Consider the following 17,549-nt stretch of genomic DNA (forward strand, 5'->3'; position numbering starts at 1 on the left):
TATTGTGTGAAAACATGCGGGTAAGCGGGCGGATGATGATCGCTCTGCCTAGGATCGCGGCGGCTGCGTAACCTTCAAAATGGCGAGAGGTCGCTCGCGTCCGTCGCGGTCGGGCCAAAGGATCACATCGCCCGCGCTCAAGCCTATCAGACCGGCGCCCACGGGCGTGAGGATCGAAATGCGTCCTTTCGATATATCGGCTTCTCCGGGATAGACCAGTTGCACCGTACGGCTGGCGCCGCTCGCCGCGTCCTCGAATTCGATCATCGAATGCATGGTAATGATATCGCCGGGAGCCTGGTCGGCCCTGCATATCGAGGCCCGGGCAATTTCATCGAGCAGCAATTCTCCCGCCTGCTTCGCTGGGCCGGAGGCATTCAGGGCAATGTCGGTGAGCCTTTCGGCTTCGGTGTCGATGAGGCGAACGGGAGGGCGTTTTGTCTTGAGGCGGCTGGCCATGGCGCTGACTTTCGATCGTGAGGGGGCGCCTGCCCCTCAAGGCGGCGACCATCATGTGTCGATTTGCCCCGAGTCCGGGGCAAGTGCGCCGAGACCCGGGGCTATATGCCCGCGAGAAGCTGCCCTCCGTGATGGCGAAAGCGCGCAAAGTTGACCCGAAAGTTCATGCCGGCACTTTGGCAGGCGAAGTCGTGCGAGTCAAACGCCGCCAGTTTCGCCTGCCTTCGATGGTTCATGCGAGATGATGCCGGCGGAGGTCAGAAGCCGGCCATTTCCGCTTTCTCGACCGCGCCCAGGTGCGGCGAAGCAACAGAGGCGCGGGCCTGCGCCGCGACGTGGCCACCGGGGCCATCGTCAACGCCGCGGGACCACCCTAGTGACCCGAATCTGAAGTTCGTCACATTGTCGGGCAGGCGTTGAACGAACTTCAGATTCATCAGGGTCACTAGCAAATATATGATTCTACTGTGGTTTATGGATTTGAAATACGCTCCCCACCTGGCCGCTATAAGGAGGCGTATTTCAAATCCACCACACTAGCGCATGACATTCATTTCTCCGCAGCCGGAGCTGCGGGGACGACGACGCCCTTTTCCCTGGCGTAGCTGTCCCAATCGGCGATCAGTTCCCGCAGCTTTGTCGGTTCGCTTGTCGCCAGATCGTGCGCCTCGGCAGGGTCCTTGGCGACGTTGAACAACTGCCATGTGCCAGTGCCAAAGCCACCGCGCGGATAGGTGCTGCCGGACTTCGGCAGGTAGACCGCCTTCCAGTCGCCCTTGCGCAGGGCGCGACGATAGAACAGCTCCGTTCCGACGGGTTCGGTCGGCTGGCGCAGGTTGGTTTGGCTGGCGGTCAGCACGGGCACAAGGCTATGCCCCTGCATGGCCAGGATGGGCCGCCCTGCGAAGCTGGCGGGCTGTGTCTGTCCTGCGAGGTCGAGCAGCGTGGGCGCCACATCCGTGACGCTGAGGAATGCGTTGGCGATCCGTCCGCCGGCGACATGCGGCCCGGCGGCAAAAGCGGTCACGCGCGTGCCGCCTTCGGTCGGATAGCCCTTCACCAGCCAGGATGGCGAGCTGTTCGCCTGGGCCCAGCCGGGGCCATAGCCGACGTAGGAGGTGGCCGCGCCGATATTCCCGAGGCTGTTGTCGATGCCCAGCTTCGCCGCGCCCTCAGGCTTCGACGCGGCCTGGAACGGCGCGTCGATCACATTGCCTTCCGGTCCATTGTCGGCGAGGAAGATGATGACCGTGTCGTCATATCTGCCCAGGCGCTTGAGGGTCGCGACGACCCGGCCGACATTCTGGTCCATGCGGTCGACCATCGCGGCATAGACTTCCATCTTGCGCGCCTCCACCGCTTTTTCCTCCGGGCTGAGCGAGGCCCACGGCTTTACATTCTGAAACGCGTGCGGTGTCAGATCGGCGGGCACCAGGCCGAGCTCCTTCTGGCGTTTCAACCGTGCATCGCGCAGCGCCTCGTACCCCGCATCATAGCGGCCCTTATATCTGGCGATGTCTTCCGCCGGCGCCTGTATCGGCCAGTGCGGCGTCGAATAGGGCAGATAGGCGAAGAAGGGGCGTTTGTCCTTCCTGCCCTCCTCCAGGAAGCCGATCAGCCGATCCGTGAAGTAATCGGCCGAAAAGCGCCCCTTGGGATAGGAGACGATCTTGCCGTTGTCGCGATAGGTCGGCGCGGCATCGATCGCCCTCCACGCCTTATTCTGGTCCGCGCCGAAATGATTGCCAAGGCCCTGGAGCAGAGCGTAGGACCGCTCAAAACCCCGCGCCGCCGGGCCGCGTTCGGAGGTGAGGCCCAGATGCCACTTCCCCGCCATCAGCGTGCGATAACCACCCTGATGCAAGAGTTCGGCGATGGAGGCGACCCGATCGTTGAGATAGCCTTCATAGCCCGGCTGGCCGGTCTGTTCGGGTTGGAGGGTCTCCGCCATGCTGCCAAGGCCAGCCTGGTGATTGTCGACACCGCTCAGCAGCATCGAGCGCGTCGGCGAACAGGTCGGTGCGGTGTGGAAGCCGGTGAAGCGGACGCCGGCATTCGCGATGGCGTCCAGATTGGGTGTCGCAATCTCTCCACCGAACGATCCAAGGTCCGACCAGCCAAGATCGTCAGCGACGATCAGCAGGAAGTTCGGGCGTTGCTGGGCAGGCGCCGGAACAGTGCTGCCGGTCGCCGCCGGTGTGGTCCGCGCCTGCCCCATGGCGCCCCATGAAAGAGCGGTCGCGGTCAAAAAAATAGCTGATTTCAGAAATTTACTCATCCGATATCTCCAGAACCGATTGGCGCGTCAGGCGCTGGACCTAAGGCAAAAGGGCCGGAAATTCGTAGCAATCAATTGTCTATGATATTGATAGAAAAACTGTCTGGCAGGCTGTCCAGTGATTTCTCTAGTGGATGAGTTGAGAATCATTCAACCGTCCTGGTCGCTGAAAAAAGGGGATTTCATGACTATCCTGCGTTCTTCTTCCACCTTCGCTCTGGCATTCGCTCTCGCCGCCATCGCCGTGCCGCAGGCCCGTGCGACGGAAGGCGAAGTCGCCGCTATTCCATCGGCCGTCGATGCCATGGATGATGGCGGCGCGATCATCATCACGGCCCGGCGCCGGGACGAAAAAATCCAGGACGTTCCTGTTGCTGCGAACAGCTATGGCGGGGATAAGCTCGCGGCCACGCGGACTTACAATTTGCGCGATCTTCAGGCGCTCAGCCCCAGTCTGGTGGTGACGGTCACCAATCCGCGCAACACCAGCATCAATATCCGGGGACTTGGCAACAATGTCTCGGTCTATAATGACGGGCTGGAGCCGGCGGTAGGCGTTTATATGGATCAGGTCTATCTGGCGCGACCGGGTCAAGCCGTATTCGATTTGGCCGACATCGAACGGATCGAAGTGCTGCGTGGACCGCAAGGCACCCTATTCGGCAAGAATACGTCGGCGGGTGCCGTTGTCATTACCACAAAGTCACCCAGCTTCGAGCCGGAATTTGGCGGCGACATAAGCTATGGCAATTACGACTTCCGTCAACTGCATGCCTATGCCAGCGGCGCGCTGATCGACGACAGGCTCGCTGCCCGGCTCTACGTCTCGAAGACCGACCGAGACGGCTATGTCACCAATCGTTATGATCATGGCCGGACGCAGGATTATCATGATTTCGGCCTGCGCGGGCAGCTGCTGTTCACGCCTGCCGACAATTTCAAGCTGCGGCTGATCGGCGATTATGGATTCCAGAAGCAGCAAACCGCCGCAGCCGTGCTGACCGGGGTGATCCGCACCTATGATAATGGCGCCAATTTCGCGAACAATTATACCGACCGGACGACCCGGTTGGGCGTACCGGTCGTTACCGATGCGCCGGGTGAACGCATCGTCGATGTGAACGGCAACCCGCGTTACAAGATGCGTCAGGGCGGCGTGGCCGCAATCGCGGATCTGACATTGCCGGGGCACAGCTTGACTTCGGTCACCTCCTGGCGGCGGTGGGACTGGTATCCGCATAATGATGGCGACAGCACGCGCCTCGATGCCGGTCGCGATTTCCACCAGAGCAACAACCAGCAACAGTTCAGCCAGGAACTGCGCATCGCATCCGAGGGAGAACGCAAGGTCGACTATATCGGCGGCCTTTATTATCTCTGGCAATCGATCAGGGCGGAAGCGCTCAACGCCTATGGCGCGGACGCGGCGAACTGGTTCTTGGCGCCCAGCACTGATCCGGCGGTGGGTGCGGCGGCGCTCAACAATTATACGGTCCTCAGCCATTCCCGGCCCGTCACGAACAGCTATGCCGCGTTTGGCCAGACAATCTGGCACATCACGCCGACGATCGACCTCACCACCGGCCTGCGTTATACGTACGAGACCAAGGGCGGCTGGTTTGATCAGGAGGCGACAGGTGCCGTTCTGAGCGGCCTCACCGCAGCACAGCAGGCCGCCGCGCAGGCGATCCGCGCCCGCTATGGCGTCGCCAACTTCTATGAGGCGAAAACGAAGGAAGGCCGTCTGTCGGGACAGGCGACGCTGTCGTGGAAGGTGACTCCTGATGCGCTGATTTACGCCACCTATGGCCGGGGCAACAAGTTCGGCGGGCTCAACCTTGCCAACATCATCACCACCGGCCAGTTTGCCGTCGATCCTGTGATCAAGCCCGAGACGATCGACAGCTATGAACTGGGCCTCAAAACCAGTTGGGCTGGCGGCAAGCTGACCGCCAACCTCGCTGGATTCTGGACCGATGTCAGCGATTATCAAACGACGATCGTCGATACCGCGCCGGATCGCAACAATATCTCCTATTTCACGAATGTCGGCAAAGTGCGCACCCGCGGGATCGAGGCGGATCTCCAGGCCAGCCCGGCTCCATGGCTCTCTCTTTATGGATCGGGCACCTACACCGACGCGAAATATGTGAGCTACCCCAATGCGCCTTGTCCGATCGAGACGACGGGCGTCACATTCTGCGATCTTTCGGGTGACCGCCTGCCAGGCGTGTCCAAATGGGCCTTCTCCGTTGGCGGAGAGGCAAAGGCTCCGGTCGGCAACCATTGGGGGCATGATATGGAAGTCTATGCGGGCGCCGATTACAGCTACCGCTCCAATTTCTATACGACGGCCAGCCTGTCGCGCTATTCGTTGATACCCGGTTACAGCCTGCTCAACGCGCGGATCGGCGTGCGGGCGCTGGACGGGTCGGTGGATTTGCAATTGTGGGGCCGCAACCTGTTCGACAAGGATTATTTCCAGAGCCTGTCGGCCGCGAACACGGGTGCGATCACCGGCACGCTCGGCGATCCGCGTACCTATGGCGTGACCCTGCGAACGCGTTTCTGAGGTCGAAGCTGCCGGGGATGGCGACGGACGATAGTTTGAACGGCTCGATCATGGCTTGGTGCGCGGCGACGATGCTTATGGCGGGGTACACATGCGTGTCACAAGCGCGAGCGTGTCGTCTATGATCTCGTCCCTCTCCCTAGCGCTTCGTGCAACCGTCATATCTTCGATATCGCGGATCATCGAAAGGAAGACGATGTTCGCGTAGATGAGATGCCGCGCAGTGACTTCGCGGGGGATGTCCGACCGCAAATTCAGGATCATGTCGACGATGAGGTTCGTCACCGGTGTTTGATCGGGCATCTCCGTGAAGGCGAAACGCCAATTGGGCGATTCAAGTGCCTGAAGCTGGAAAGCCGCATAGCTGCGTCGGCCGTGTTCATCGACATGTTCGGTCAGCGGCACGAAAAACGCGGCCATGAGATCTCGGGCGCTTGCGCCCGATCGAGCGACCCGCAATTGGGCGAGGCGATCGGCCCGCATTCGCTCCAGGGCGGGGATGTTGCGTTCATAGATGGCGCGCACCAGGCCGGCGCGATCGCCAAAATGATATTGCACGGCGTTCACATTGCGCTGTCCCGCCGCCGCGGCCACCTCTCGCAACGAGATACGGTCGATACCCTGTTCGGCAAATAGCCGTTGCGCAGCGTCCACAAGCGCGTCCGGCACCGATTTCCTGGGATTGAGCTTGCGTGCGAGAACCATCCTTGCCTCTGTGCTTCCGATCACGCGGCGTGTCCATTCCGGTTTTGGATATAATTCTCATGACTGATATTTACAAACACATGTTTTAAATTTATCAGCATGCCTTGCGGTAGGCGGGGATAGGAGAAACTGTGGCTGCATCCTGGATCTGGAAGGCGTCATTGTGCGCGCTGATGAGCATGGCCCTGCCGCTTCATGCGCAAGAGACAGATCGTACCAGCCTGCCTTTGCCGGATCCGGCGTTCAAGGGGACCGTCGGGCGTACCTACCGCGATTCCACTCCGGCCGTGCCGCATCAGGCGGTACAAGCTCCGAAGGGCGCGCCGAACATCGTGGTCATCCTGCTCGACGACGCCGGCTTCGGGCAATATGCGACCTTCGGCGGGGCGATCCCTTCGCCGGCGCTGGACATGCTCTCCCGTACCGGACTGCGGTATAATCGGTTCCACACCGCGGGCATATGTTCGCCAACCAGAGCAGCGCTGCTGACCGGCCGCAATCCCCATAATGCGGGTGTCGGGATCGTCACCGAACTGTCCACCGGCTATGATGGCTATACCGGCGTTATTCCGCAAAGCACCGCGCCGGTCGCCCGCATCCTGCGCGACAATGGCTATGCGACCGCAATGTTCGGCAAAAACCATAACACGCCGGCCGCGGAGGCGGGCGCGGGCGGACCCTATGCACATTGGCCCAACGCCCTTGGCTTCGACTATTTCTACGGGTTCAACGCCTGGGGCACCAGCCAGTACCAGCCACTGCTGTTCGAGAATATGCGCGCGCTGTCCCCCTCCAACGATCCCGATTATCATCTGACGCACGATCTGGCCGACAGGGCGATCGACTGGGTCCGTCAGACACGGTCGGTCCACCCCGACCGACCCTATTTTCTGTACATCGCCACGGGTGCCACCCACGCTCCACATCATGCGCCGAAGGAATGGATCGACAGGTTCAAGGGCAAGTTCGATCAGGGCTGGGACAAGTATCGCGCGGAGATATTCGCCCGCCAGAAGAAGCTGGGCGTGGTCCCGGCCGACGCGAAGCTGACGCCGCGCCCCGACGAACTGCCCGCCTGGGACAGCCTGACACCCGAACAGCGGCATATTGCCGCCCGGCAGATGGAAGTATTCGCGGGCTTTGCCGCCCATACCGACGCGGAGATGAAACGCGTGGTGGACGCGGTGCGCGCCATGCCCGGCGGCGAGAATACGCTGATCGTCTATATTGCGGGCGATAATGGCGCGAGCGCGGAAGGCGCGGTGACCGGCACCCTCAATGAACTTGCACCGGCCAGCGGGCTGGAGGAGGAGGCCCGGCCCACATTGGCGAGCCTTCCCGACCTGGGCGGACGGAGATATAATAATAATTACCCGGCCGGTTGGGCGTGGGCGGTCAACACACCCTTCCGCTATTACAAGCAGATCGTTTCCCATCTGGGCGCCGTGCGTAATCCGATGGTCATTTCGTGGCCGGCCGCGATCAAGAAGGGTGGCGGTCTGCGGTCCCAGTTCGCCGATGTCACGGACATCGCGCCGACCCTGCTGGAAGCGGCACATGTGCCGGCGCCCGAGAGCGTCGACGGATTCAAGCAAAAACCGATGGATGGCGTCAGCCTGCTGCCGACGTTCAGCGACGCCCATATGCCGGAAGTGCGCAGCCGCCAATATTTCGAGGTCTTCGCCAACCGTGCCATCTACGACAAGGGATGGATGGCTTCGGCAAGGATCGCCATTCCCTGGGAGGCGAACCGCGACGCGCTTGATCCGGACGAGGTCAAATGGGAGCTTTACAATCTCGACAAGGATTTCACCCAGGCCGATGATCTCGCCGCGAAAGCGCCCGAGCGGCTTGAGGCATTGAAGATTCTCTGGTGGGAGGAAGCGAAGCGCAACGATGTAATGCCGCTCGACTGGCGGGCGGGTTCGCGGATGGCGGCGCTGCAACGACCGCAAACGCGGACCAGCTTCACTTATTATCCGGGGCTGGCCGGCCTGCCGGAAGCGATCGCTCCCAGCATTCGCAATCGTTCCTGGACGATCAGGGCGGATGGCGATTTCATGCCGACTGACAGTGGCATATTGATCGCACAGGGCGGCATGACGGGAGGGTGGGCGATCCGCATGGAGGGCGGCCGGCTGGTGTTCGATTATAATCTCGCTCTTGTCGACCATTTCACGGTCAGGGCCGACGCCCAAATCCCTGAGGGGACGAAAAACCTGTCCGTTCGCTTCGACTATGACGGCAAGGATCGCGAGCGGGGGCGTGGCGGGACGATCACCCTGCTTGCCGATGGCAAGGCAATGGGCTCCGGCAGGCTGCCACGAACGCTTGCGGGGAGCTTCGCACTGAATGAAGGCATGGATGTCGGGGCTGATTATGGCTCCCCGGCAGGAGATTATGCTGTGCCGTCGCTCTTTACCGGGAAATTGCGAAGCGTTTCCCTTGATTTCCCGAAGTGATGGGCGTCTGGAAGACCGAAATGATGCCCGCGACGATCCGTCGTGAGGACGCAGTGGCCATCGGCGCAAAAGCGCTGCACGAGTAGCCGGCTGATGGCTTTTCTGCGCTCTCAGCCGAGCGATTTCATGACGATCGGCGTTATTTTGCCGACGATCACGTTCACGCCGGCGGGATTGGGATGAATGGAATCCGCCTGCATCAGCTTGGCGTCGCCAATGACGCCATCGAGGAAGAAAGGGTAGAGCGACAGATCGTAATCCTTCGCCAGCCGGGGATAGATGGCGTTGAACTTGGCGCCATATTCCGCCCCCATATTGGGCGCGGCCCGCATGCCGGTGAGGAGCACGGGGATTTGGCGCCGCTTGAGTTCGTCCAGGATGGCGCGCAGGTTCTTTTCGCTCTCCTCCGGTTGAAGGCCGCGCAGCATGTCGTTACCGCCCAGGTCGATCAGCAGCAGGTCGGGCTTGCGCGGAAGACCGTCGAGGGTGAAGGCGAGGCGCTGCATGCCCCCTAGGGAAGTTTCGCCCGAAACGCCCGCATTATGGACCTGGGCCGCCAGCCCCTTCGCCCTCAGCGCTTGTTCGAGGCGGTAGGGAAAGCTCTCATTCTGGGCCACGCCGTATCCGGCATAGAGGCTGTCGCCGAAGGCGAGGATCAGCTTTCCGTCGGCTATCGGAGCGGCGCCGTTCTGGAGCTGTGCGGACGGGACGGCGCCGTTGCTGGTGGCCGGTTCATTCGAACAAGCGGTGAGCAATTGCACAATCGCTGCCATACCCACATATATCGGCCATCTCCCCGCGTTCATGGAGTTCCTTTCGCTGATGCACGGTTCTTCCCACCTCGACCATATCGCGATTGAAGCGCGCAATGTCACCCTCTCGCTTGGCAGCCGTGAAGCGCCCACCCCTATTTTGAAGGGCGTCGACCTTTCCATCCCCAAGGGAGAGAGCCTGGCGATCCTGGGACCGTCGGGGTCCGGCAAGTCGTCGCTGATGGCGATCCTGTCGGGTCTGGAGCGCGCGAGCGGCGGTGATGTGCGCGTCGCGGGAATCGATTATGGACCGCTGGACGAAGATGCGCTGGCGCGGGCGAGGCGGGGGCGCGTGGGCATCGTGTTGCAGAGCTTCCACCTGCTGCCGACCATGACGGCCGTGGAAAATGTTGCGGTGCCGCTGGAACTGGCCGGTTTCCGGGATGCATTCGCCCGCGCCGCGAATGAGCTGGAGGCGGTCGGACTGGGACACAGGCTGCATCATTACCCCGCGCAACTTTCCGGCGGCGAGCAGCAGCGCGTCGCCATCGCGCGCGCCGTTGCGCCCGAGCCCGGCATCATCTTTGCCGATGAGCCCACGGGCAATCTCGACGGGGCGACCAGCGGGTCGATCGTCGAACTGTTGTTCGCCCGGCGGGAAGCCAATGGCGCGACGCTGGTGATCATCACCCACGATCCTGCCCTTGCCGAGCGGTGTGACCGCATCGTCGAGATGCGCGACGGCCTGATCATTGCGGACCGGCGGCCATGACGGTGCTGGGGGCGGAATGGGGGCCGGGGCTGGGCTGGCGGGGTTGCTGGCGGATCGCCCGGCGCGATCTGCATCGCGGCTTTCGCGGTTTGCGGTTGCTTTTCATCTGCCTGTTTCTGGGGGTGGCGACGCTTGCCACGATCGGTGGCCTGACCGCCGCCATCATGGGCGAGATCGCAAGCAAGGGGCAGCTATTGCTGGGCGGCGATGTCGAGGTGGCGATGTCGCAGCGTGAGGCGAGCGCGGCCGAGAAGGCGGCATTCCGTCGGGAAGGGGTATCGAGCGAGACGATCAGGCTTCGTGCCATGGCTCAGCGGGTTGAAACGCAACGGGCAGGGGCCGGCCACGCCCCGTCCGCGGTGCTGACCGAACTCAAGGGAGTAGATGCGGCCTATCCGCTCTACGGCACCTTGATGTTGAAAGCGGGACGTGCAGGGCCGATGCGCGCGGACGAAGTGGTGATCGGACAGGCGCTGGCGGACAGGCTGGACGTGAAACCGGGCGATTCCCTGCGCTATGGCATGGCGACCTTCCGAATCCATGACATCATCGCGGACGAGCCCGATCGTGTAGGAGAAGGCTTCACCCTGGGCCCGGTCGCCCTCACGTCGATGGAGGGCATCCGGCGCACGGGCCTTATCCAGCCGGGCAGCCTCTATGAAAGCAAATATCGCATCCGCATGGCAGCGGGCCTGGACGCGGGGGCAGCCGGCGACCGGCTGAAACATGCCTTTCCATCCGCCGGCTTTGAGATCAAGGACCGCGACGGGGCCGCGCCGGGGACCAGCCGTTTCCTGGAACGGATGGGGCAGTTCCTGTCCCTGATCGGTCTTGCTGCGCTCGCCATCGCCGGGATCGGGGTCAGCAACGGGGTCGCATCCTATCTGGCGATCAAGCGCAACGGTATTGCGACGCTCAAGATATTGGGCGCCTCGTCCGCCGACATCGCGCGCATCTATTTGATGCAGATCGGCGCGGTGGCCATACTGGCCATAGGTTGCGGGCTGGCGGCGGGCATCGTGCTGCCTCTGGGCCTGGTGGCGGCGATGCGGGACATATTGCCGGTGCAGCCGGGCTTCGCCATCGCCGCTTGGCCGCTTGTCACCAGCGCGCTCTACGGTTTGCTGATCGCCTTCATCTTCACCATGCCGCCACTGGCGCATGCGCGGACGCTGCCCGCCGCCGCCCTGTTCCGCGAGACGGTGGACAGGCGTCGCGCCATCGACCGCGCCAGCATGATCGCGGTAGGTGCGGCGGGGGGCGCTGCCGTCGCGCTGGCGCTGGGCACCGCGAAGGAGCCATGGTTCGCCGCGTCGATGCTGGGCGCGGTCGCCGCCGTGCTGGTCTTGTTGACCGGAATCGGACTGCTGGTCCGATATGTGGCGCGCCGTGCGCCCGCGCCCCGGCGGCCTCTTGCCCGGTTGGCGGTGGCCAATCTCCACCGCCCGGGTGCGCAGACATCGGCATTGGTGGTGGCGCTGGGGTTGGGGCTTACCCTGTTCGTGACGCTCGCGGCGATCCAGTCGAGCCTGAGTTCCGAAATTCGCGATAGCGTGCCCCGCACCGCGCCCGACCAGTTCGTGCTCGACATTCCCATCGCCGGAAAGGACCGGTTCCTCTCACTCGTCTCGCAAGAGGCGCCGGGGGCACAGGTCAACATTGTCCCGACCCTGCGGGGCACGATCGTCGCCTATGGCGGACAGCGCGTGGCGGACCTCAAGGAGCTGCCCGAGGGCGCATGGTTCCTGCGCGGCGAGCGGGGCGTCACCTATAGCGAGACGCTGCCCGAGGGATCGGAACTGGTGAAGGGGCAATGGTGGCCGCGAAACTATGCCGGGCCACCGCTGATCTCGCTGGATCGGGAGGCGGCGAAGGTGATGGGCGTCGACATCGGCGACACGCTCACCATCTCAGTATTGGGGCGCGAGATCGAGGCGCGGATCGCATCGTTGCGGCAGGTCAATTGGGAGACGATGGGGTTCAACTATATCATGGTCTTCCCGCCGGCCACGCTGAGCAGCGCGCCGCATAGCCTGTCGGCGACGATCACCATGAAGGGCGCGTCGGAGGGAGCGATGACGCGCACGCTGCTGGCGGCGTTCCCGTCGGTGTCGATCATTGCGGTCGGTGAGGTCGTGGCGCAGGTCACCGAGCTGCTGGGTCAGATGTCGACCGCGATCGTGCTGGCGGGATCGGTGGCGATCCTGGCGGGGATCGCGGTACTGATCGGCGCAATCGCGGCGTCGCGGCAGACGCGTGCCTATGACAGCGTGATCCTCAAGACGCTGGGCGCGACGCGTGGACAGATATTGGGCGCGCAGGCGATCGAATATGCGCTGCTTGCCGGGGTGCTGGCGCTGGTGGCACTGGGCTTGGGGCTGGCGGCGGCGTGGTTCGTGATCGTGGAGATATTCCATTTCGGATGGGCGCCGGATTGGGTGCTGGTGCTCTCGACGCTGGGCATGGGCGCAGTGCTGACATTGGGGATCGGCCTATTGGGATCGATCCCCCTCATGTCGGTTCGGCCGGCGCGTGCATTGCGAACGCTGTAAGCTTGTCGACTGCCCGAAGGGTGGAGTGAAATATGATCCAATTTGGGCCAGCATATCCTTGAAAGATCGCTGACGGGTTCTAGATTCGACGGATCACTCTTCCCCCTTGGAGTGATGCTTCCCTGAACCTTGGCCCCGCCGTGGAGCTTGCTCCGGCGGGGTTCTTATTGTTCGAAGGGCGGATATGAGCGATGTCACTGCGATCCGAAGATCGGTAAGCAGGACAATGAATCAAGGATATAAGGCGGTCACGGCACGCGTCTACCGGCCACGAGCTGATAAACCAGGACGATCAACGCCAAGACGAGCAGCAGATGGATAAGACCGCCGCCGACGGGTATGATGAATGCGCCCAAGGCCCACAGGACCAGAAGAATAAGAAGGATGGTCCACAACATGATCCATCTCCGATTGAGTAACTGTACATTAAATGGTTCGGAACGGATGCGGTTCCATGCCCTGGCCGAACTATGTGCGTCAGCCTGGTCTTTGCAGTCCAAGGATTTCTAATCGAGCAGCGCGATGCCCAACGGGTTGGCGCAACTGGCGCCCATGGTCGATAGGCGCACGTTCGGCAGGTCGGCGCCTCGGGTCTCCTGATATTCTCCCTGTGGCTGGATACCTGCCGCCATTTCTGGGAACTGGCGGCCTTCGCTACCCCGTTAATCCGGTTGAGTACGGTCTTGGGCTCTTGTTCGGTGCGTCGATCACACAATGCCCTGCGTCATATCGAAAAATGGACGCTCGTGATCGTGGTCTTTCTGTCCATTGTTGTCACTGACGCTCGGGATGGCGACGGTGGCCCTGTTGGTCAACGGGCTCCTGGGCTATCATCTGGCACGGAAAGAGCATGGGCGATCGCGCAATTCGAACAACGCGATGCGAAGGAGGAAAAATAGGAGTGGCTGGATGGTCCGGCCCCGGAGGATGCGATGGACAGGTCGATGCGAAAGATATGAAGATTTGACTGTAACATATGTTTGGTATAACCGCTGACACTGAGATTTTCACGTGAGGCCCCGATGTTCAACTATATTCCGCCGATCGACGATTACCGCTTCCTGCTGACGGAGGTTCTGGGCTTTGACCGGGCGATGGCGGACATCGGCAAGGAGGTCGATGCGGACCTCGCCGCCGCCGTGCTGGAGGAAGCCGGCCGGATGTGCGCGGAACGGCTGCACCCGCTCAACCGTCATGGCGATGAGGAGGGCAGCCGCCTCGTCGGCGACAAGGTGGAAACGCCCGCTGGTTTCGCCGAGGCGTGGCGTGATTTTGCCGCGGCAGGTTGGGCTTCGTTGTCGGCGGCGCCGGAGCATGGTGGACAAGGACTGCCCTTCATCCTCCAGCTTTGGCTGGACGAGATGATGGCCGCCGCCAACCTGTCCTTCGGCCTCTTCCCGGGCCTGACGCGCGGCGCGTGCGAGGCGATTGCGGCGCATGCGGATCAGGCTCTGAAAGCCACCTATCTGCCGCCCATGGTCAGCGGTGAATGGACGGGTGCCATGGCGCTGACCGAAAGCGGTGCGGGCACGGACCTCGCCCTGCTCAAGACCAAGGCCGTGCCCCAGCAGGACGGCAGTTATCAGGTCACCGGCCAGAAGATCTTCATTTCGTCGGGCGATCATGATTTCGGCGGCAATATCGTCCATCTGGTGCTGGCCCGGCTGCCCGACGCGCCTGCGGGCGTGAAGGGAATCAGCCTGTTTCTGGTGCCCAAATTCCTGCCCGATGCCGATGGCGGCTTCACGGTCCGCAACGCCCTGTCGGTCGGCGCGCTGGAAAAGAAGATGGGCATCCATGCGCAGCCGACCTGCGTCATGAACTATGATGGCGCGACCGGATGGCTGGTAGGCGAGGCGAACAGGGGGCTTGCCGCCATGTTCACCATGATGAACGCGGAACGCCTGATGGTCGGCATTCAGGGGCTCGGCATTGCCGGTGCGGCTTATCAGCAGGCCAGCGGCTATGCCAAGGAGCGGCTCCAGGGGCGCAGTGCCGACGGCGCGCGCAATCCGGTGGCGATCATCGAGCATGCCGATGTGCGGCGCATGCTGCTCAATATCCGGGCTTTTGTGGAGGCGGGAAGGGCGCTGGCCGGATGGACCGCGTTGCAGCTCGACCGGGCGCACCACCACCCCGACGCCAGCGAGCGGGCCAGGGCCGATGCGCTGGTCGCCCTGTTGACCCCCGTGGTGAAGGCGGGCTTCACGGATTTCGGTTTCGAAAGCGCCGTGCAGGCGCAGCAGGTGTTCGGCGGCCATGGCTACATCCGTGAATGGGGCATGGAACAATATGTCCGCGATGCCCGCATCGCCCAGATCTATGAGGGCACCAACGGCGTGCAGGCGATGGATCTGGTCGGGCGGAAACTGCCGCTTGCGGATGGCGCGGTGGTCGAGGGCTTCTTCGACCTGATCGCGGCTGATCTGGCAGCCGCCGAAGGTCTGGCGATCGCGGAACGGACGAGGGAGGCGCTGGCCTTGCTCCGCGCCACGACGGCTTCGCTGCGCGGTGCGGGCATTGACGCGGCCGGGGCGGCTGCGGTCGATTATCTGCGTTTCTTCGCCCTGGTGGCCATGGGGTGGATGTGGACACGCATGGCCGTGGCGGCCCAGGAGACCGACAGCCCGCTGCACGAGGCCAAACGCGCCGTGGCGGACTATTTCGCTGCGCGGATGCTGCCGCAGTCGCAGGGTCTCGCGGCGAGCATCGCGTCGGGCGAAGGCAGCATCATGGCGCTGGCCGCCGACGCTTTCTGAAAAAGACGGGACAGGATAGGGATAGAAGATGACGGACGTTTTCCTGGTGTCGGCGGCGCGGACCGCCATTGGCAGCTTCGGCGGGTCGCTGAAGGATCAGAAGCCCGGTGAACTCGCCGCCCATGTGGCGAAGGCCGCGATCGGGCGGGCGGGCATCGATGCGGCGCAGATCGGCAATGTGGTGCTGGGCAATGTCATCCATTGCGAGCCGCGCGATGCCTATGCCGCGCGCATCGCCGCGATCGGCGCGGGCGTACCGCAGGAAAGCCCGGCGCATGCGGTGAACCGGCTTTGCGGGTCGGGCTTGCAGGCGATCATCACGGCCGCGCAGTCGATCATGCTGGCGGATTGCGAGATCGCCCTGGGTGCGGGCGCGGAGATCATGAGCCGGGCACCCTATTTCCTGCCCGCCGCGCGCTGGGGCCAGAAGATGGGCGATGCGCAGGTGCAGGATGGGTTGACCGGCGCTCTGACCGACCCGTTCCAGGCGATCCATATGGGCGTGACGGCGGAAAATGTCGCGGCGCGTTATGGCATTTCGCGTGAGGATCAGGATGCGCTCGCCTATGAAAGCCAGAAGCGGGCGGCGCACGCCATCGCGCAGGGCTATTTCAAGGACCAGATCGTGCCGGTCGAGGTGATGGTGCGGCGCAAGCTGGTGCCGTTCGACACCGACGAATTCGTCCGCGCCGATGCCACGGCAGAGGATTTCGGCAAGCTCAAGCCGGTCTTCCAGAAGGACGGCACCGTGACGGCGGGCAATGCTTCGGGCATCAATGACGGCGCGGCGGCGGTGGTGTTGGCGAGCGGCGCGGCGGTGCAGGCGCAGGGATTGAAGCCGCTGGCGCGGCTGGTTTCCTACGGTCATGCCGGCGTCGACCCCGCCTATATGGGCATCGGCCCGGTGCCTGCCACGCGCAAGGCGCTGGAACGGGCGGGGCTCAGCGTCGCCGACCTCGACGTGATCGAATCCAACGAGGCGTTCGCGGCCCAGGCCTGCGCCGTCGCGCGGGAGCTGGACTTCGACCCTGCCAAGGTCAATCCCAATGGCAGCGGCATTTCGCTCGGCCATCCGGTCGGCGCCACGGGTGCGATCATCACGACCAAGCTGGTCCATGAATTGCATCGCGTGAGCGGTCGTTACGGGCTGACGACGATGTGCATCGGCGGTGGCCAGGGCATCGCCGCGATCTGGGAACGGGTGTAACGATCAGCCCGCTTGCTGGCTGGGCCGGTTCATCGCCGGCCCCAGCTCATGTTGCAGGCAGTCGACCACCTGCTGCACTTTCGGCAGCAGGTGGCGGCGCTGTGGATAGACGGCCCATATGGGCTCATCCTCGGGCTGCACATCTTCCAGCAGCAACTCCACCATGCCGTGCTTCAGATGCGGTAATATATAGAAATCGGGGAGTTGGCAGATGCCGAGGCCTGCGATGCATGCTTCCATCACGGCATGGCCGCTGTTGCAACGGAAACGGCCTCTGGGACGGTGAAGCACTTCCTGCCCGTCGATCTGGAAATGCCAGGTGGCGCTGGTCCCGGCGATGCATTCATGCCCCTCCAGCGCATCCACCGTCCCGGGGCGCCCCGCCTGGGCAAGATAGCTGGGCGCGGCGCAGGTGTAGAGCGTGCGGGAGGCGACCCGCACGCCGATCAGGCGCGTGTCCGTGACGACGCCGGTCCGCACCGCGAGGTCGTAACCCTCCGCCACTAGGTCGATCACGCGGTTGGAGAGCTCGATCGACACGTTGAGCTTGGGATGCCGCATGGCAAAGCGCCGGATGATCGGCGCCACGAACCGCTCGCCCATTGCGGTGGAGCAGGTGACCCGCAATTCCCCCTGCGGTTCGCTTTGTTCGGAGATCAGCGCAATGGCTTCGTCCCGTTCCTGCGCGATCCTGGCACAGCGTTCGAAGAATACGCGGCCCGTGTCGGTCAGGCGGACGGTGCGGGTCGTGCGATGGAATAATTGGGCCTGCACCCGCTGTTCCAGTGCCATCACCGCCCGGCTGATATGGGTTGGCGAAACACCCAGCGCCCTGGCCCCCCGCGTGAAGGATTCCGCCGTTGCCACGGCAATGAATTCGTCAATGCCGTCCCACGCGGTCATATTTGTCCCATCTTCGTGATAATAAGCCGTCAGATGGTCCGATTATCACATCGGAGACGGATTGTCATAAGGGTGATGGGGCCGGTCGAGCCAATTCCCGGCCAGTATGCACGCCCGGCCGCAGCCTC

14 protein-coding genes are annotated in these 17,549 nt (G+C 63.0%); 6 read left to right on the forward strand and 8 right to left on the reverse strand.

Going from position 1 to position 17,549, the window contains the following annotated elements:
• Positions 1-48: 48 nt before the first annotated feature.
• From rnk to YP76_RS11630, 3 genes are all read right to left on the reverse strand, one after another.
• Positions 49-459, reverse strand: coding sequence for a nucleoside diphosphate kinase regulator (rnk, locus tag YP76_RS11620; protein ID WP_046763773.1), 411 nt, complete (start codon positions 457-459; stop codon positions 49-51).
• A gap of 257 nt (positions 460-716) precedes the next feature.
• Positions 717-896 (reverse strand): hypothetical protein, encoded by a 180-nt coding sequence (locus YP76_RS11625; RefSeq protein WP_046763774.1) that lies wholly within the window; start codon positions 894-896, stop codon positions 717-719.
• Positions 897-1,009: 113 nt separating this feature from the next.
• Complete coding sequence (locus YP76_RS11630) at positions 1,010-2,737, reverse strand: arylsulfatase (protein ID WP_046763775.1); 1,728 nt, start codon at positions 2,735-2,737, stop codon at positions 1,010-1,012.
• A 184-nt stretch (positions 2,738-2,921) separates the two neighbouring features.
• Here YP76_RS11630 and YP76_RS11635 point away from each other — a divergent pair, with 184 nt between their 5' ends.
• Complete coding sequence (locus YP76_RS11635) at positions 2,922-5,309, forward strand: TonB-dependent receptor (RefSeq protein ID WP_046763776.1); 2,388 nt, start codon at positions 2,922-2,924, stop codon at positions 5,307-5,309.
• Between the two features lie 75 nt (positions 5,310-5,384).
• Here the strand turns inward: YP76_RS11635 and YP76_RS26625 are convergent, their stop codons facing one another.
• Positions 5,385-6,014, reverse strand: a complete 630-nt coding sequence (locus tag YP76_RS26625; RefSeq protein WP_052757390.1) for a TetR/AcrR family transcriptional regulator — start codon at positions 6,012-6,014, stop codon at positions 5,385-5,387.
• A 131-nt stretch (positions 6,015-6,145) separates the two neighbouring features.
• Between YP76_RS26625 and YP76_RS11645 the strand changes: the two genes are divergently transcribed.
• Positions 6,146-8,476 (forward strand): arylsulfatase, encoded by a 2,331-nt coding sequence (locus YP76_RS11645; protein WP_232307520.1) that lies wholly within the window; start codon positions 6,146-6,148, stop codon positions 8,474-8,476.
• A gap of 110 nt (positions 8,477-8,586) precedes the next feature.
• Here the strand turns inward: YP76_RS11645 and YP76_RS11650 are convergent, their stop codons facing one another.
• Positions 8,587-9,282, reverse strand: a complete 696-nt coding sequence (locus YP76_RS11650) for an arylesterase (protein WP_046763778.1) — start codon at positions 9,280-9,282, stop codon at positions 8,587-8,589.
• On the opposite strand from YP76_RS11650, the gene YP76_RS11655 reads away from it, so the two are divergent.
• A complete protein-coding gene (locus tag YP76_RS11655; protein WP_157035762.1) occupies positions 9,281-10,000 on the forward strand; it encodes an ABC transporter ATP-binding protein in 720 nt (239 codons plus the stop codon). The genes YP76_RS11650 and YP76_RS11655 overlap by 2 nt on opposite strands.
• On the forward strand, positions 9,997-12,552 hold the full coding sequence (locus YP76_RS11660; RefSeq protein ID WP_046763779.1) for an ABC transporter permease: 2,556 nt from the start codon (positions 9,997-9,999) through the stop codon (positions 12,550-12,552). Before YP76_RS11655 ends, YP76_RS11660 begins: the two co-directional genes overlap by 4 nt.
• 248 nt (positions 12,553-12,800) lie before the next feature.
• On the opposite strand, the gene YP76_RS27790 is transcribed toward YP76_RS11660, so the two are convergent.
• Complete coding sequence (locus YP76_RS27790; RefSeq protein WP_157035763.1) at positions 12,801-12,950, reverse strand: lmo0937 family membrane protein; 150 nt, start codon at positions 12,948-12,950, stop codon at positions 12,801-12,803.
• 108 nt (positions 12,951-13,058) lie between these two features.
• On the reverse strand, positions 13,059-13,184 hold the full coding sequence (locus YP76_RS29070; protein ID WP_269748639.1) for a hypothetical protein: 126 nt from the start codon (positions 13,182-13,184) through the stop codon (positions 13,059-13,061).
• Positions 13,185-13,574: 390 nt separating this feature from the next.
• Between YP76_RS29070 and YP76_RS11665 the strand changes: the two genes are divergently transcribed.
• Together YP76_RS11665 and YP76_RS11670 are read left to right on the forward strand one after the other, a co-directional pair.
• Positions 13,575-15,311 (forward strand): acyl-CoA dehydrogenase C-terminal domain-containing protein, encoded by a 1,737-nt coding sequence (locus tag YP76_RS11665; RefSeq protein WP_046763780.1) that lies wholly within the window; start codon positions 13,575-13,577, stop codon positions 15,309-15,311.
• 28 nt (positions 15,312-15,339) lie between these two features.
• A complete protein-coding gene (locus tag YP76_RS11670; RefSeq protein WP_046763781.1) occupies positions 15,340-16,518 on the forward strand; it encodes an acetyl-CoA C-acyltransferase family protein in 1,179 nt (392 codons plus the stop codon).
• A gap of 3 nt (positions 16,519-16,521) precedes the next feature.
• Here the strand turns inward: YP76_RS11670 and YP76_RS11675 are convergent, their stop codons facing one another.
• On the reverse strand, positions 16,522-17,421 hold the full coding sequence (locus YP76_RS11675; protein WP_046763782.1) for a LysR family transcriptional regulator: 900 nt from the start codon (positions 17,419-17,421) through the stop codon (positions 16,522-16,524).
• Positions 17,422-17,549: the final 128 nt, after the last annotated feature.

Origin of the sequence: Sphingobium chungbukense (assembly GCF_001005725.1) — a bacterium.
Lineage (GTDB): Bacteria > Pseudomonadota > Alphaproteobacteria > Sphingomonadales > Sphingomonadaceae > Sphingobium > Sphingobium chungbukense.

Bases quoted from the DNA above. Each gene is read 5' to 3' on its own strand.
- YP76_RS11665 (WP_046763780.1), top strand. From the start codon at position 13,575: ATGTTCAACTATATTCCGCCGATCGACGATTACCGCTTCCTGCTGACG.
- YP76_RS29070 (WP_269748639.1), bottom strand. From the start codon at position 13,184: ATGGCGGCAGGTATCCAGCCACAGGGAGAATATCAGGAGACCCGAGGC.
- YP76_RS26625 (WP_052757390.1), bottom strand. From the start codon at position 6,014: ATGGTTCTCGCACGCAAGCTCAATCCCAGGAAATCGGTGCCGGACGCG.
- YP76_RS11655 (WP_157035762.1), top strand. From the start codon at position 9,281: ATGGAGTTCCTTTCGCTGATGCACGGTTCTTCCCACCTCGACCATATC.
- rnk (WP_046763773.1), bottom strand. From the start codon at position 459: ATGGCCAGCCGCCTCAAGACAAAACGCCCTCCCGTTCGCCTCATCGAC.
- YP76_RS11670 (WP_046763781.1), top strand. From the start codon at position 15,340: ATGACGGACGTTTTCCTGGTGTCGGCGGCGCGGACCGCCATTGGCAGC.
- YP76_RS11635 (WP_046763776.1), top strand. From the start codon at position 2,922: ATGACTATCCTGCGTTCTTCTTCCACCTTCGCTCTGGCATTCGCTCTC.
- YP76_RS11675 (WP_046763782.1), bottom strand. From the start codon at position 17,421: ATGACCGCGTGGGACGGCATTGACGAATTCATTGCCGTGGCAACGGCG.
- YP76_RS11660 (WP_046763779.1), top strand. From the start codon at position 9,997: ATGACGGTGCTGGGGGCGGAATGGGGGCCGGGGCTGGGCTGGCGGGGT.
- YP76_RS11625 (WP_046763774.1), bottom strand. From the start codon at position 896: ATGAATCTGAAGTTCGTTCAACGCCTGCCCGACAATGTGACGAACTTC.
- YP76_RS27790 (WP_157035763.1), bottom strand. From the start codon at position 12,950: ATGTTGTGGACCATCCTTCTTATTCTTCTGGTCCTGTGGGCCTTGGGC.
- YP76_RS11630 (WP_046763775.1), bottom strand. From the start codon at position 2,737: ATGAGTAAATTTCTGAAATCAGCTATTTTTTTGACCGCGACCGCTCTT.
- YP76_RS11650 (WP_046763778.1), bottom strand. From the start codon at position 9,282: ATGAACGCGGGGAGATGGCCGATATATGTGGGTATGGCAGCGATTGTG.